The following is a 14948-nucleotide window of genomic DNA, read 5'->3' on the forward strand; positions in this document are numbered from 1 at the left end:
AGCGCGGGCGGGCGATGTCCGGCCCGGCGGCCGCAGAGCTGCAGCATCGTCGATTCTTTCCGTGGCTGCAGCAGAACGCAATCGAACTGCCATGGCGAGGCGGAATAAGGGCGTTTTGCGGGCGTTGCCGCACATTCGCCGTGGTGCGTACCACTGTGCGCTGGCGTCTGGCCCGCTACCATCACGGCACAAAACGACGAGGTTTCCGCCATGCGCCTGTCCATCCTGCCCCTTGCTCTTGCCGCCGGCCTCGGTGGCACCCCGCCCGCTGCCGCCGCGAGCCAGCCGGCCTGGACCGTAGACGGCGCGCTGTCGCGCCCGGAGTTGCAGCGCCAACGCGGCAGCGTCGCGGCCCTGCGCATTCGCATCGACCTGCACGCCTTGCAGCAGGCCGACAGCCTGGACCTGGCCCTGCCGGGCGGCCGCAGCCAGCGTATCGAGGTCGTGCGGCGCGAACCGCGCGGCGGCGGCGATAGCTGGATCATCGGCCGCTTTGCCGGCGAAACCGACGCCCTCGTCAGCCTCAGCCTGAGCAACGGCATTCTCGGCGGGCTGATCAGCGCGCCAGAAGGCAATTACGAAATCACCACCCTGGCCGACGGCCACCAGGCCGTGCTGCTGCTGGACCAGGACGAGTTTCCCGAATGCGCCACGCGCTACAGCGAACACGCCGTCGCTGGCGACACGGCGCCGGCAGCGGCGCTGGCGCCCGATGCCGATCCGGCCAACCGCACCGATGTGCTGATCGTGCTGTCGCCCGAAGCGCTGATCGACGTCGGCGGCAACCTGGCCCAGGCCACGGCCTTCGCCCAGTCGGCGGTGGACAGTTCCAACCTCGCCTTCCGCAACAGCGACATGACCACGCGCTTCCGCCTGGCCGGCGTGCGCCTGACCGCGCGTGCCGAAACCGGCAACACCGGCACCGACCTGCCCTGGTTGCGCGATGACGCGGAAGTGGCCAGCTGGCGCAATCAGACCGGTGCCGACATGGTGTCGCTGATCACCCGCAATCTGAATGCCTGCGGCGTCGGCTACCTGCAAAGTTCGCCGGGGCCGGGCTTCGCCGGTTCGGCCTTCCAGGTCACCACGCGCGGCTGCGCCGTGGGCAACCTGAGCTACGCGCACGAGCACGGCCACAACATGGGCATGGGCCACGACCCGGGCAACGGCAACGGCGCGCATGCCTGGTCGAACGGCCATTTCGTCAACGGCTCGTTCCGCACGGTGATGTCGTACGACACCAACTGCGTCGGCGGCTGTCCGCGCAAGCCGTACTTCTCGAACCCGGCGGTGAATTTCAGCGGTCAGCCGACCGGCATCGCCGACACACGGGACAATCACCGCACCGGCAACCTTACTGCCGACATCGTGGCCAATTTCCGCGCCAGCCAGATCATCTTCCAGGACGGTTTGCAGCCGGCCCAGCCGTAAGGAGCGACGCCAGCTGTATCTGGCACCCCGGCATACGGCGCCATTTCTCCACAACACAAGAAATTACCGGCCATTGCCCGCCGGTAACTGCCGCAGCCGGAGGCTTGTCTCCACACTCCCGCCGGTCCCTTGCATCGCAGGGGATTGGCAGCCCTCTTGCCTCAGCGGGCTCCCGATGAAAAGCAGCACATTCGACGTTGTTCAGAGGTTGCGCGCTGGCGGCAGGCATGCAGAAACCGCCCGCAGGCGGTTTCTGTAGCGCTTCGACGGCGAGTAAAACGCGGCGATGCATAGCGGCCGAAGTTTCGCCATGCATCGCCGCCGCCCGCCGCTCCCACAGGAGCGACGGGCGCCGTACTCATTCGAAACCGTTGCAGTAGACCGAATCCTGCGGCGTGCCCATGGCGCCGGGGTTGGCGTTCATGTACGCCGCGATCTGCGCTTCGCTGTAGTTGCGCAATTGGAACGAAGCCTGTCCGGAAACGCCGACCACATCGGCGTTGACCCTGAAGCAGCCAGAAATTTCGTTGGCCGTACCGCTCAGGGTGACTTCGCCGTTGCCGTCGGTAAACGTGACGATGGTGCGTCCGCTTTCGCCCCCGGAAGCGAACAAGTTGGCGCTGGCGCCATCTTGGGGCGCGGTCAGCGTCACCAGCACGTCCGGTATCGGGTTACCGTCCTGGTCGCGCACGATGGCTTTCATCGCCGAGGGATACGGCATGCCGACGGCCCCCGATTGCGAACCGCCACCGCTGATGCTCAAGGTCGAGCCGGCCGGCGGGATCGTGCTCTCGGCCATGCGGATGGCGGAGTATTCCGCGGTATCGACCAGGCTGGCGGTCAGCAGGCCGGAAGGACGGTCGAACAGCTGCAGGCCGATGGCCACGCCGGGCGCCACAACAGCGGTGTCGTGCGTCAATGCAATGCGCAGCGTGGTGATGTCGACCGCGTCGGCACGAACATGCGTGGCGATGCCGGTGCTGCTGGCGACCAGCGAGCCAGCCGCATGTAGCGAAATGCCGGTACCGGCAGCCGCGAGCAGGGGCAGATCCAGCTCCGCCCCCGTATTCAGGTGCGCAAGCACGGTATAGCGTTTGTTCGACTGCCAGGTGTTGCTGAGCGTCTGACCGAAGTGACCGCCGTTGTTCACGATGCCCAGGGCATTGATGCCGAGCAAGCCGGTGATGCTGCCGGTACCGCTGGCCGAGCTGATTTCCAGGACGGGCGGAGCCAGCAGGCCCAGCACGCCGTTGTAAGTCGCCGTCCAGGGACCGCTACCGATCAGCACATTCGTACCCGAGCCACCGAGTACGCCGCCGCCGACTGTGCCGGCGTTGGCCGGCGCCGAGAAATCGCCATTCGGAACTGTGAGGAAGCCGGCCTGGGCGGCGCAGGAAAAACCGATGCCGGCAGCGAGCGCCAGCGTCATGCGGCGCAGGGAAATACGCGAGAAAGAAGACAGAAAGGGTGCGGAAACGCGTACGGTATTCATGATTTCCTCCGGCGAGAGGCATGCGGCGGCCACCGACCCCGGTGAAAGGATTCGCGCTGCATGCAGACATATGGGTTCGACAGAAGCCCTTCGCGACCCTTCGACAAAACTGTCGGCTTCCGGCGCCAGCGTTGCCGTACGGCACGGCATGCTGTGGTGTGAAATTATTCGCGGAATTGAAAATTTACAATATATAACGGTCGGTAGAATCGAACGCCGAGACGATAAGCTGGCTTTATCGAGCCCCTGAAAAAAGCGCAGGAAACGGCCGGGAAAACCCTCATCCGGCCAAGAGGAAATGTTGCTCTTTTGCGCGGGAACTCTCGCTGGCGCAGCCGACCACCGATGGCAGGCACGGGCAAAAAAACGGCGCGCCGCGACGGCAGCGCTACCGAATCAATCGTTTACCTTCCTATGCGCATGGCCGCCTGGCCAACACGCTGGGCAGCGGTGTCATTGCGCCTCGGACAAGCGCCCATAAACGACCTGTCCCGAGACAATGGTCACAGAAACACCATCTGAAGGTATTTCCCGTGCCGGCATGAGGAATAGATCTTTCTGTAACAGCGTGAAATCCGCGAACTTACCCGGGGAAACACTGCCGAGATCGTCCTCGCCGAACTGGGCAAAGGCCGCACCCGCGCTGAAACCGCGCGTAGCCTCGATCAGGCTCAGGCGCTGCTGCGGCAGCCAGCCCTTGGCCGGCTTGCCGGAAAGGTCCTGCCGGGTGACGCTGGCGTACAGCCCGAGCAACGGACTGACCTGCTCCACCGGGAAATCCGAGCCCAGCGCCAGCGGCACGCCGGCATCCACAAAGCGGCGCCAGGCATAGGCACCGGCCAGGCGAGACCTGCCCAGGCGGGCCTCGGCCCAGGGCATGTCGCTGGTGGCATGGGTAGGCTGCATCGAGGCAATCAGCTTGAACTTGGCGAAGTCGGCGATGTCGGCCACGTCGACGATCTGCGCGTGTTCGATGCGCCAGCGATGATTGCCAGCCGCAGCCTCGCCCAGCACGTCGGCATAGGTATCCAGCACGACCCGGTTGCCACGGTCGCCGATCGCATGCGTCGCCACCTGCACGCCGCACGTCCTGGCCTTGGCCACGATACGGCGGAACTCCTCCGGCGCGGTCACCAGGATGCCTCGATTGCCCGCGTCGTCGCTGTAGTCCGCCTTGAGGGCCGCACCGCGGCTGCCCAGGGCGCCGTCGATGTAGAGCTTCACCGCGCGCATCTGCAGCCGCCCGCCCGCATGGGCGTAGAGGCCGTCGCGGCAGAGCGCATCCAGCGCGGCGCCGTCGGCATCGGCCATGGCGTAGATGCGTAGCGGCAGCTCGCCCGCATCGGCCAGCTGGCGCAGCACGGCGAAGTCGTCGGCGCTGACGCCGGCGTCGTGCACACCGGTGAGGCCGGCGGCGAGCAGGCGCTCGAACGCGAGTTTGTAGGCGCGCCGCTTCAGCGCAGCATCCGGCTGCGGCATCACCGTATCGACCAGGTCCATCGCCGCATCGACGAACACACCCGTGGCCTTGCCGTCGCGGCGTTCGATACGGCCGCCGTCGGGCTGCCAGTCGCCGGCGAGATCGCGGCTGACCAGCCGTAGCGCCGCCGAGTTGGCCCAGGCCGCATGGCCGTCGACGCGGCGCAGATAGACCGGCCGGTCAGGAAAGGCGGCATCCAGGTCGGCCGCGCTGGGAAAGGTCTTCTGCGGCCAGTCGTTCTGGTCCCAGCCCCGTCCGACCAGCCAGGCTCCGGGCGGCAGCGAGGCCGCATGCAGGCGCAGGCGCTGCAGCACGTCGTCCTTGGAGCGAGTGCCGCGCAGGTCGGCATTCAGCAGCGAAAGCCCCAGGCCGAGTACATGGCCGTGCGCGTCGATCAGACCGGGCAGCACGGTGGCGCCAGCGGCGTCCAGTGCCTTGGCCTGCGGGTAGCGCTGGCGCAGTTCGGAATTGCTGCCGACGGCGACGATGCGGCCGGATTCGTCCCAGGCCACGGCCTGCGCCTGCGCGGGCCTGGCCAGGGTGTGCACCCGGGCGTTGAGCAGCAGCGTCGTTGCCAGGGCCGGGCTGCAGGCCAGGGAAAGCAAAATTGCCAGCGTCGATCGGCGCATAAGTACGCTCCTAGGGGCGACCGACTCTGGCAACTGGAGCGACGGTTCGCAAGCACGGCGCCAGCCCATCAAAACGCGGCGGTGCAAGGCGGCCGAAGTTCGCCGTGCACCGCCGCCATGCAGCGTAGTTGCTAGCGCTGCATGCCGTACTTATTCGAAACCGTTGCAGTAGACCGAATCCTGGAAAGCATCGATGACGTCGGGGTTGGCGCGCTTGTAGGCCAGCGCCTGCTGCTGGGTGTAATTGCGCAGGTTGAATGCGCCCGTGCCGTTGATGCCGAGCACGCTCGCCGTGATCTTGAAGCAGCCGGCTACCGGGTTGGCCACGGCGGTCAGGCGTACCTGGCCGTTCGCATCGGTAAAGCCCGCTATCACCGTGCCGGTCTCGCTATCGGTGCTGATCACGGCACTGGCAAAGTCGGCCGGCGCGGCCAGGGTGACCAGCACGTCGGACAGCGGATTGCCGTTGCCGTCACGCACAGTGGCAATCATGGGCGCGCCGTAAGGCGTGCCGATCAGGGCAGACTGGGAACCGCCGCCGCTGACCGTCAAGGTGGAATTGGCCGGCGGAATCGTGCTTTCCGCCAGTTTCACCCGAGAGAACTCGGCGCTCTCTTGCAGCTGCGCATGGAGCAGGCCCTGCGGCTCGTCGTACATCTCGATGCCGATGGGGCCGGACGCCGCCGGGCCGGTGTCGTAGCTGTAGGCCAGGCGTTGGGTGGTCGCATCGATCTTGTCGGCGCGCACATGGTCGGCCGCCGCGGTACCGCTGCGGCCAAGCACGGTATTGCCGGCGCGGAACGCCGAGCCGACACCGGACACCGCCATCACCGGCAAGTCGAGGTCCACGCCCTGGCGAATTTCGGTGACCAGGGTATAGCGCTTGTTCGGCTGGTAGCTGGCCGGCACGATCTGGCTGAAATAGCCGCCGTTGTTGAGAATCGACAAGGCCTGTATGCCCAGCACGTCGGAAATCGAGGCCGAGCGCGTGACCGAATCGATCTGCATCAGCGGCGGTGCCAGCAGGCCGATCACGCCGCGGTAGCTGGCCATCCACGGCCCCGCCCCGATCAGCACATTCGTGCCGGAGCTGCCGAGCACACCGCCGCCGACCGTGCCGGCATCGGACGGCGCGGAGAAGTCGCCGTTGGGGACATTCAACAGACCGGCAGCCGCCGGCAGCGTGGCAGTACAGCCCAGCACGAGAACCAGCGCAGACAGCTGGCGCATACAAGCCGCGCGACGCAGCTTGAGCAACACCTGGGACTGGGCAACGGAATCGAGCGAAATGGACATGAGTCTGTCTCCGGCTTGGGCGGACAGCGGCAGCCCTGCTTCCCTGCCGCGGCTCGCCCGTGGATGATTCGCCTGGTGCGGCGCATTCGCTCATCGAGTGCGCCTGGTCGCAGCGGCAGTGCCTCATACGGCGCTGCACTGCGAGCCGGACGCTAGGCTCGAAAATTCACCTTTACAATAGATAACAATGCGAGATGCCTCTGCCCGGCTCATGCCCTGCCGTTATCCCTGCACAAGCATTTCACGTAGCGCCGGGATTTCTTCCCTGTCCACGGTGCAAAAATGCGCAGCGGCGGCAGTGGCCGGCAGTGCGCTAAAGTCGGTGCAAAAGCCGCAAGGCGGAGCAAAATTCCCGCCCTTGCGCGGCACTTTCGCGCGTGTACAGCCGATGCCTGGACGGCTGCAGGCCGACTCCGGCAGGGCCGCAAGCCGGAGCAAAAAATGCGGCGGCGCAACCGCATGCGGCAAATCTCAGGCCCGCGTTAACGGCCCGGCGCCCGTATTGTGGCAAGCTCGCCGAACGACACACTGATCGACGCTGACCCGCCTCATCGCCTATCCCGCCGGAAACATGCTCAACGAACTCGCCACCTCGCGCAGCGCGAAAGACCCGCACACGAATGCAGGTTTGCGCGTGCTGATCATCGAAGACCAGTACGACATTGCCGCGAATATCTGGGACTACCTGGAACGGCGCGACTACCGCGTCGACCACGCCGCCGACGGCGTGTCCGGCCTGGCCCGCGCGCTGGGCGACGTGTTCGACCTGATCGTGCTCGACCTGGGCCTGCCGCGGCTGGACGGCCTGGCGCTATGCCGGCAGTTGCGCAGCAGCGGCCGTGACACGCCCATTCTCATGCTGACGGCGCGAGACACCCTGGACGACAAGCTGCGCGGCTTCGCCGAAGGTGCCGACGACTATCTGGTCAAGCCGTTCGCGATGAAGGAACTGGAAGCGCGCCTGCGTGTGCTGCACCGGCGCCGCCGCGGCAGCGGCATGCAAAGCCTCAGCGTCGGCGAGCTGAACTACGACCCGGCCTCGATGCTGGCCCAGCGCCAGGGCCGCTCCATCGCCCTGACCCGGGCCCAGGCCAGCATCCTGCAACTGCTCATGCAGCAGTCGCCCAACGTGGTCAGCCATGCAGCACTCGCCGCGGCGGTCTGGGGCAGCGACGGCGGCGACAGCGCGGCGCTGCACACCCATGTCTATGAACTGCGCAAGCTGGTGGACAAGCCGTTCGCACATAGCCTGATCCTCGGCGTACACGGCATCGGCTATCGCCTGGCCGCATCCTGAAAGCGGCACGGCCGGCGCCGGCCCGGCATTGCCTCGGCCCAGCCTATGCCGGCGGGAAAACACAGCAACCACAGGCGCAGGCGCCAGGCCAGGCGGGGACGAAACTTTTCCACATCACCCTTACTGCGCAAAATATTCTGTGCAACAAAGATGCCGTGGTCGGTATCGTCGCTGACCATGCCACGGCCGCCGGCGAGGCGCTGGCGCAAAGGCGGCCGCAGCCAGCGCCACACCCGCCGCGCCGACACCCCTTCGTAGCGCCGGCCGATGGAATCGCCGACGGCAGCGCCGAACAGACAGGCACGTAACATCACCGGCTGGCTCACTACGGTATTCCTCGCGTGACGTCGCGGCTCGGACCAGCGCCAAGGCGCGGCGTTCCTTGCCCGCCTGCCGGGCGACGGCAGCTGCAGGCCGGCCCGTCCGCGAGGCACAATCGCGCCCATGCTGCATACCTTCGCCGTATCCAACTACCGCTCGCTGCGCGACCTCAAGCTGAAACTCGAGCCGCTGACCCTGGTCACCGGCGCGAACGGCAGCGGCAAGTCCAACCTGTACCGCGCACTGCGCCTGCTGCAACAGGCCGCCGACGGACGCCTCGCCGAGGCGGTCGCGCAGGAAGGCGGCATTCCTTCGCTGCAATGGGCCGGCCCCGCCGATACCCGCAGCCAGCAAAAGCGCGGTCTGCGGCCGCAGGGCACCCGCAGCAGTACGGCCTTGCGCATCAGTTTCGGCTTTGCCGCCGACGACGTGGCCTATCAGATCGCGCTGGGCCTGCCAGCCGGCGGCAATCCCGTGGCGCAGTCGCGTTTCCGCCTCGATCCGGAAATCAAATCCGAATGCGTCTGGCAGGCGCCGCCGCAGCGCAAGGCGAATACCTGGCTGGAACGCGACAACAGCGTCGCCCTGCTGCGCGACGCCGACGGCGAATGGCAGCGCCTGGGCTTCGCCCTCTCGCCCAGCCGCTCCATCCTGTCCGAGCTGGCCGAGCCACAACGCTATCCAGAAGTGTTCGCCCTGCGCGAACGCCTGCGCGGCTGGCGTTTCTACGACGGCTTCCGCACCGACGCCGACAGCCCGCTACGCCAGCCGCGTACCAGCGTGCAGACCGGCGCATTGGCCCATGACGGCCGCGATGTCGCCGCCGCCTTGCAGACCATCGTGGAAATCGGCGACGAGGAAGCGCTGCACAGCGCCATCGACGACGCGTTTCCTGGTTCGCGCCTGGCCATACTCGGCGACGAGGCCCGCCTGGAAATCGGCCTGGACACGCATGGCCTGCTGCGCACCCTGCGTGCCGCCGAGCTGTCCGACGGCACCCTGCGCTATCTGTGCCTGCTGGCAGCGCTGCTGAGCCCACGCCCGCCCGAGCTGCTGGTGCTGAACGAACCCGAGCAAAGCCTGCATCCCGATCTGCTGCGGCCGCTGGCGCGGCAGATCGTACGGGCCTCGCGCCAGTCGCAAGTCTGGGTGATCAGCCACGCGCCCAAGTTGGTCGCCGCGATCGAAGACGTGGCAAATATCGTCGCGGTGGAACTGACGCGGCAGTCCGGCGAAACGCGCATTGCCGGACAGGGCTTGCTGGACGAGCCGGTCTGGCCCTGAGTTCAGCGCTGCGCGGCAGCACCGCGCCTGGCGGCTGCAGGCGCTCTGCCGGCTGGCTCCACAGCTTCAGGGCCCCGATGCCGGCGCAGGCCTCATTCGATAAAAGATCCACAAATTAAAATAGGTGCAAGTGTAGCCAGGATGCCGCCCGGGCTGCGATAGCCGTGCGGCTGTTCCTCGCTCGCCGGCCGCAGCTCCAGCTTCACGCGCTGGGGCTCGCCGGCGCAATCCTGCACATCGAGATAAAGAGCAATACGGCCGTCTGTGCTCTCCACCAGCGCACTGCCCAGGCGCGCGTTTCGGCGCCAGCAGCCCTGCCAGTCCAATGGCAGGTTGCCATCGTCGATCCAGTCCGGCTGCACCGCCAGCGCTTCGTGCACCGCCTGCAGCCCGGCGATCAGCAGCGGCAACTGCGCCGTGTCGTCCACAACCGCACCGGCCTGGTTGCCTTCGCAGGACTCGTGATTGAAGCGCGAACTGAGCAGCAGCTCAGGGGCATCGGCATCGGCATCGATATCGGCGCTGCGGCCTTGCCCCGCGTCGGCGCTGCCGCCCTGAGCGGGTGCCGCGGGTGTTGCGCTTGCGCCGGGCGTGTCGGCGGCCGTCAGCACGGCCGTTGCCGGCGCGGTAGCGTCCTGTCACTGTCGTCTTCGGCGCCATCGTCTGCCTCGGGCCGCTGCCAGCGCAGCTGCGTACAGTAGTCGCTGGCATAGGTCACGCGGGCAAATTCGTAGCTGCTGTCCGCTTCGGAACCAGCCTGGGCCACACCGGCACAGGCAGCGCCGAACACGAGCAGCGACGCCAGCCGGGCCACGGCGTGGCAACGACGTACGCGTAGTGAAATTTGCATGATTCCTCCTGTGCCGTGCCGGACAACCGAGGCACAGGACGGCCGCTCCGCCGGCGGCGTCGCAGCACTGGAAAAAACTACATACGCCCTAGTCCGCCCACAAGCATTGCGGTTGCGCCCAGATGGCGCAGAATCGCCGGGTCGCATCTCGCGACGGGAGGAGGCAGATATGACTGTCGAAGCACTGATTATCTGGTTGATTGTCGGCGCCGTTGCGGGCTGGCTGGCGGGGCAGATCGTGAAGGGGCACGGCTTTGGCCTGGTCGGCAATATCGTCGTCGGCATCGTCGGCGCGTTCCTGGCGGGCTTTCTGCTGCCACGCCTGGGACTGGGTATAGGCGGTATCGCCGGCAGCATCATCTATGCGGCAATCGGAGCGGTCATCCTGCTGGTCATCATCGGCCTGCTGAAAAGGGCAACTTAGCAATAGTTTTTCGTTGCGAACGTTTTCCAGAAAAAGGGCCGCGCATGCGGCCCTTTTTTTAAGTCGCGCCGTTGCTGCGTATCCGCCATGGCCACTCGCCCTACATCGGCGCGATGCCGCGCGTGGTTTTCGTAGGGCGCGACGAGCGACGCGGACTGCACCGCGAGGTCTGCGGCCGGCCTCTGTCGCAAACTCCCTCGGCGCAATTCGCTGCGCTCATCGGCGCCCTACGCCAGCTACCTCGGGCGCAGTCAGTTCGGTTTCAGCGCCTGCACGTTCAGGCTCGCTTTCGCCGCAGCCAGCAGCAGATCTGGCGACAGGCGGATGCGATAGTCGGGATTGACGTAGACGAACTGGATGATGCCTTTGCCATCGACGATGAAGATCGCCGGCACCGGCAGTGCATGATCGGCCTCTGCGCCGGGCACGCCAGCCAGATCGATTTTGTGCTTGCGATAGAGATCCATCTGCGATTCCTTGACGCGGTAGCCGACACCGAACGCCTTTAGCGCCTCGATCTGCCGGTCGGAATAGATGGCGTAGTCAAGCTTGTCGTCGCCCAGCGTGCGCTTGACCGCTTCGGGCGGATCGGGCGTCAGGGCGATAATCTGGTAGCCCAGCGCCGCCAGCGCCGGCTTGGCCTGGTTGATCTGGCCCAGCTGCAGGTTGCAGAAGGGGCACCAGCCACCGCGGTAGAACACCACGATGCTGGGCTTGCCGTCCAGCACCGTGCGCAGCGATACGCCGTTGCCGTCCAGGGTCTGCAGTGACGCATCGGGCACGCGCCCGCCGATCAGCAGCGGCGTGACGCCTTCAGGCTGGTCGGCCAGCGGCGCAGCGTCGGCGCCGGCCGCGAACGTCAGGGCAAGAAACACAACAGCGAATAGCTTGCGAAACATGCGGAATCCTCTTGGTGGTCGCCAAGACAGACCCGCGGCGATGCAGTTTTCTTTCAGGCCGCCGCGCGGGCCCGGAACCGCGCTTGCGCGATTACCGGGCCTGCGCTCTGCTGCCTAGAGCGAAAGCGCCTGCTCGGCTTCCTGGCAGTTGCGCCGCGCCAGCGCCAGGTTTGATTTTGATTTGTCCAGAACGAGATAAATAAACAAACCGGGCTTTGACGCCACCGGCCGGATGATGTGGTACTGCTTGCCCAGCGTGATGAGGATGTCTTCGATGGCGTCGTTGAGGCCCAGGCTCTTCATGGTCTTCATCTTGGCGCGCACGACTTCGGTATTGCCGGCCGCAGCCAGATCCAGATCCAGGCCGGTGCCTGTTCGCCCCAAGGTCATGCCGCTGTTCGCATCGACCAGCGCGGCGCACATGGCGCCGTCGGACTGCATCAAGGTCGCCAGACTTTCATTGATATTCGCCACGGTGTTCTCCTTGGTGAACGGTGCACCGATCGGTACCTGCAAGCAGCCCTGGCGCGGTGCGGCGCCTGGACGTTTCACTCATTCGCGGAAAGCGCGCGCAACCGCGCCACAGAGGTTCTTCGCCGCCCACAGCAGCTGTCCCAGGGTGGAGTGTTCATTGGCCACCACGGCCAGCGACATCGGCGGCTTGGAATCGTGAATGTTCATGATCACCACGGTGCCGCTGTCCGATTCGATGATCATGCGGTTGCAGTCGACGATGCCGGCTTCCTTGGCAATGGCCGAGCCGATCGCCGACAGCGAGCTGCCCATCGCAGCCAGGCGAGCGGCGCTGCCTTTGCCGGCCTGCAGCGACGCCACCTCGAAACCGTCGGCGCTGAGCAGCACCGCCGAGGCGACGCCGGGCGTGGCGTTGGCGAAGGTATCCAGCAGCTTCTGCGCGACACCTGTCGCCACGCGTCCGAACCGCGGGTTCGCCGTCATGCATTCATCCTCGTGGGGTCAGCCATTTCCAGCAGGCATAGCAAGGTGTCGATCAGCAGCAGCACGTCGTCGCGGCGGCGCACGTCGACACCGAAAGTCGGCAAGGTCAGGCCACGGCTTTCCAGGCGCTGCACGAACGCATCCAGCGGATGCGCGCCAGCCTCGCCGCTGCGGCCTACACCGATCACGATGGGCATGCGCCGGCCGGCGCCGAAGGCATCGACGAAGGCATCCAGCTGCACCAGCGCATCGGCCTGCGCCGCATCGACCAGCACGATCACGCCAGCGGCATTGGTGCCGAGAATTTCCCACATGAAGCGGAAGCGCAGTTGTCCCGGCGTGCCGTACAGACGCACGCCGGTGTTCTCGTCGATGGCGATGCGGCCGTAGTCCAGGCCGGCCGTGGTCAAGGCCTTGTCGTGCGCGTCGTGATCGGTGTTGATCACATCGGTGGATACCGGTGCCTCGTCGCTGATCGCGGCGATCGCAGTGGTCTTGCCCGCGCCCATGGGACCGGTGAAGACAATTTTGAACTCATGCTCGCTCATGCCCTAGTAGCCTGTACCGGACAAATGGGTAGTGAGATCGCGAAGGACTGGCCGTGCAGGACGCCGCTGCGGAGCGACGCCAATAGCCCCTGCTATTGGCCGAGCGAGCAGCAAGTCCTGCGTGGCCAGGAGGAGCGAGCTGCTAGCGATTTGTCCGTTACAGACCACTAGCCCGTCAGGCCCAGGCGCGAGCGCAGGCCGCGGATCAGGCCGCCCAGGCGTGCCGCAGAATTTGCTACAAAGGTATTCGTAGCATCGTTGGCGGCGATTGCTTCGTTGCTCGAATGCAGTACGCCGGAGAGTGCGCAGGCATTGAGAAACCGGTCGACGCGACCGGCAGACTGGCGCGAGGTTTCGATCAGCCGCGTGCGGCTGTAGCTGCCGTGAGTGAGCAGCGCCGCCAGGGCGAGCTGGTCGCGCGTGCCGCGCAGGCGGCCGAAATCGGGCCAGCGCCGCAGGCGGTGCGCAGCCTGCCTGTCCAGCCAGGGCGCCGGCGTTTCCGGTCCGTGCAGCCCGGTGAACCAGGCCAGTTCGAACACCGGCCGGCATTCGAACTGCGCCGGCGGTGTCTGGCTGCTGAGCACGAGGGCCGGCAGGTCCAGCGCGGTGTGGGCCAGCCGCTGCGCCATATCCGTGCTGGCGTAGTAGGCGGACAGGTCGTCGCGCACGAACAGACGTTCATGGCCATGGCCGGCGACATAGAACTGGCCCGAGGACGAACTGCGCGCAAGCAGACGCAGCGACTCGGCAAATCCCCAGCTCGCATCGCCGATGCGATGCGTTGGACGTGCCGGCTCATTGGGCGCCGCACCGGCCAAGGCCAGGTCGACATCATCGAGCACGCCGAGCAGCTGCATCACACGAAACGGGTGGTGCAAGGTGTAGGGCGTCAGCGGCCGCGTGGCAGCGCCTTCGTAGACGGCTATCAGCGGCTTGTTGGTACGCGCCCACGGCTTTACAACTTCCTCGCCGGAATGCACGCCGGCCAGCAATACGTCGGCCTCATCCGGCGCTGCCAGTGTCCAGCTGATACCACCGCGGCCATCGACGATCCTGAGCATCGAGCGAAAGGCGTGACTTGCATCGTCGGCGAGCCCGACGACAGCTATTTTGCGCTTTCTCATCCGCATCCCCCCCGAAATCCGAGGCCGGTACGCCAGCAATCCCTGCAACACGCCGAAATCGATTCTGCCGCAATGTGAAATGCGACAAAAAAGCCGGTCAACGGGGTCTTTTCTGCTGCGTGCGGTCTCAGTTTATCATCGTAAAAAAAACTTTGTACAGGTTTACTTATATCTACACGGGTACGCACAAGCGGACGAAAGCACCATTTATGCCAGAAATGTGGCATTTTCGTCCGCATTGGCTGCAGCGCGGCGATGCCGGCCAGGAACGGTCCGGGCTAGTGCCCTACGTGCAAATGCGAGGCCGGCGCGGCCGCTACGTTCGTCTATGCAGGTCGGCGGACGGGGGGAGCCGCCGGAGGGCGGCGGCCGCGCGAACAGCCAGGCGGGAAGGATGAGCTGCACGGAAACGTGCCAGCGGAATCATTGCCATTTGCGCCTCTCCCTGAAATGAGGCTGCCACGAAACCGCGCGGCATCGGTTGGCCGGCGCACCGCGCGGGCCCTTGCGAAAGACGATGGAGCGAATCGGAGCGGGCGTTCGTGGAGCTTTCGAAAAATGCACCGGGAAGCGCTATCCGCAACAAGATTAGGAATGAATTTGTTGCCCCCCGGCGAAGCCAATGAAAATCTTTTTCCGGCCTTTTTTCAAGGCTTTTTTGCGTTTTTTTTCTCGACGCGCAAATCTCTGCGCCACTGCAACATCATAACCAAGGCGACTGGTTTCTATACCTTCATACCTGCCAGTTGGTGTTTGTACGGAATCAATCACTTGGGCCTGCCGCAGCGGGCCTCGACGGGCGATCAGGCGCGCTTCGCCGCCCTGTCGAAGCTGTAGTGCGATGCGCTAATCTGGCGCCTGGGGACAACAATGGCCCGCCAGCTGCAATCGGGACAAAGCCCGGCTGCAATCACCG

16 protein-coding genes are annotated in these 14948 nt (G+C 65.8%); 5 read left to right on the forward strand and 11 right to left on the reverse strand.

What is annotated here, in order from left to right:
- Positions 1-210 precede the first annotated feature (210 nt).
- Positions 211-1431 carry a M12 family metallo-peptidase gene (locus DFR29_RS00805; protein ID WP_133816653.1) on the forward strand — a complete coding sequence of 407 codons (1221 nt, stop codon included), beginning with the start codon at positions 211-213 and terminating at the stop codon, positions 1429-1431.
- A 358-nt stretch (positions 1432-1789) separates the two neighbouring features.
- On the opposite strand, the gene DFR29_RS00810 is transcribed toward DFR29_RS00805, so the two are convergent.
- From DFR29_RS00810 to DFR29_RS00820, 3 genes are all read right to left on the reverse strand, one after another.
- Positions 1790-2923 carry an Ig-like domain-containing protein gene (locus DFR29_RS00810; RefSeq protein ID WP_133816654.1) on the reverse strand — a complete coding sequence of 378 codons (1134 nt, stop codon included), beginning with the start codon at positions 2921-2923 and terminating at the stop codon, positions 1790-1792.
- 453 nt (positions 2924-3376) lie between these two features.
- Positions 3377-5032 carry an amidohydrolase gene (locus DFR29_RS00815; protein WP_133816655.1) on the reverse strand — a complete coding sequence of 552 codons (1656 nt, stop codon included), beginning with the start codon at positions 5030-5032 and terminating at the stop codon, positions 3377-3379.
- A gap of 150 nt (positions 5033-5182) precedes the next feature.
- Positions 5183-6328 carry an Ig-like domain-containing protein gene (locus DFR29_RS00820; protein WP_133816656.1) on the reverse strand — a complete coding sequence of 382 codons (1146 nt, stop codon included), beginning with the start codon at positions 6326-6328 and terminating at the stop codon, positions 5183-5185.
- A gap of 628 nt (positions 6329-6956) precedes the next feature.
- On the opposite strand from DFR29_RS00820, the gene DFR29_RS00825 reads away from it, so the two are divergent.
- A complete protein-coding gene (locus DFR29_RS00825; protein ID WP_166653833.1) occupies positions 6957-7625 on the forward strand; it encodes a response regulator transcription factor in 669 nt (222 codons plus the stop codon).
- On the opposite strand, the gene DFR29_RS00830 is transcribed toward DFR29_RS00825, so the two are convergent.
- Positions 7604-7951, reverse strand: a complete 348-nt coding sequence (locus DFR29_RS00830) for an ADP-ribosylglycohydrolase family protein (RefSeq protein WP_166653793.1) — start codon at positions 7949-7951, stop codon at positions 7604-7606. The genes DFR29_RS00825 and DFR29_RS00830 overlap by 22 nt on opposite strands.
- Positions 7952-8069: 118 nt before the next feature.
- On the opposite strand from DFR29_RS00830, the gene DFR29_RS00835 reads away from it, so the two are divergent.
- A complete protein-coding gene (locus DFR29_RS00835) occupies positions 8070-9230 on the forward strand; it encodes an AAA family ATPase (RefSeq protein WP_133816659.1) in 1161 nt (386 codons plus the stop codon).
- A 92-nt stretch (positions 9231-9322) separates the two neighbouring features.
- On the opposite strand, the gene DFR29_RS00840 is transcribed toward DFR29_RS00835, so the two are convergent.
- Positions 9323-9841 (reverse strand): hypothetical protein, encoded by a 519-nt coding sequence (locus DFR29_RS00840; protein ID WP_133816660.1) that lies wholly within the window; start codon positions 9839-9841, stop codon positions 9323-9325.
- The gene (locus DFR29_RS00845) at positions 9835-10080 is read right to left on the reverse strand and encodes a hypothetical protein (RefSeq protein ID WP_133816661.1); all 246 of its coding nucleotides are present in this window, start codon (positions 10078-10080) and stop codon (positions 9835-9837) included. Before DFR29_RS00845 ends, DFR29_RS00840 begins: the two co-directional genes overlap by 7 nt.
- A gap of 169 nt (positions 10081-10249) precedes the next feature.
- Between DFR29_RS00845 and DFR29_RS00850 the strand changes: the two genes are divergently transcribed.
- Positions 10250-10504 (forward strand): GlsB/YeaQ/YmgE family stress response membrane protein, encoded by a 255-nt coding sequence (locus DFR29_RS00850; protein WP_133817056.1) that lies wholly within the window; start codon positions 10250-10252, stop codon positions 10502-10504.
- A 251-nt stretch (positions 10505-10755) separates the two neighbouring features.
- Here the strand turns inward: DFR29_RS00850 and DFR29_RS00855 are convergent, their stop codons facing one another.
- From DFR29_RS00855 to DFR29_RS00875, 5 genes are all read right to left on the reverse strand, one after another.
- Complete coding sequence (locus tag DFR29_RS00855) at positions 10756-11403, reverse strand: peroxiredoxin-like family protein (RefSeq protein ID WP_133816662.1); 648 nt, start codon at positions 11401-11403, stop codon at positions 10756-10758.
- 114 nt (positions 11404-11517) lie between these two features.
- Positions 11518-11844, reverse strand: a complete 327-nt coding sequence (locus DFR29_RS00860) for a hypothetical protein (RefSeq protein WP_208113492.1) — start codon at positions 11842-11844, stop codon at positions 11518-11520.
- A 111-nt stretch (positions 11845-11955) separates the two neighbouring features.
- Positions 11956-12360: a roadblock/LC7 domain-containing protein gene (locus tag DFR29_RS00865; RefSeq protein ID WP_133816664.1), complete on the reverse strand. Its 405-nt coding sequence runs from the start codon at positions 12358-12360 to the stop codon at positions 11956-11958.
- Positions 12357-12908, reverse strand: a complete 552-nt coding sequence (locus tag DFR29_RS00870) for a GTP-binding protein (protein WP_133816665.1) — start codon at positions 12906-12908, stop codon at positions 12357-12359. The genes DFR29_RS00865 and DFR29_RS00870 overlap by 4 nt, the downstream gene beginning before the upstream one ends.
- 167 nt (positions 12909-13075) lie before the next feature.
- Entirely contained in the window at positions 13076-14032 is a 957-nt protein-coding gene (locus tag DFR29_RS00875) for a hypothetical protein (protein ID WP_133816666.1), read from the reverse strand.
- Between the two features lie 594 nt (positions 14033-14626).
- Between DFR29_RS00875 and DFR29_RS00880 the strand changes: the two genes are divergently transcribed.
- Positions 14627-14869, forward strand: a complete 243-nt coding sequence (locus tag DFR29_RS00880) for a hypothetical protein (RefSeq protein ID WP_133816667.1) — start codon at positions 14627-14629, stop codon at positions 14867-14869.
- Positions 14870-14948: the final 79 nt, after the last annotated feature.

The organism is Tahibacter aquaticus, from assembly GCF_004363655.1.
GTDB lineage: Bacteria > Pseudomonadota > Gammaproteobacteria > Xanthomonadales > Rhodanobacteraceae > Tahibacter > Tahibacter aquaticus.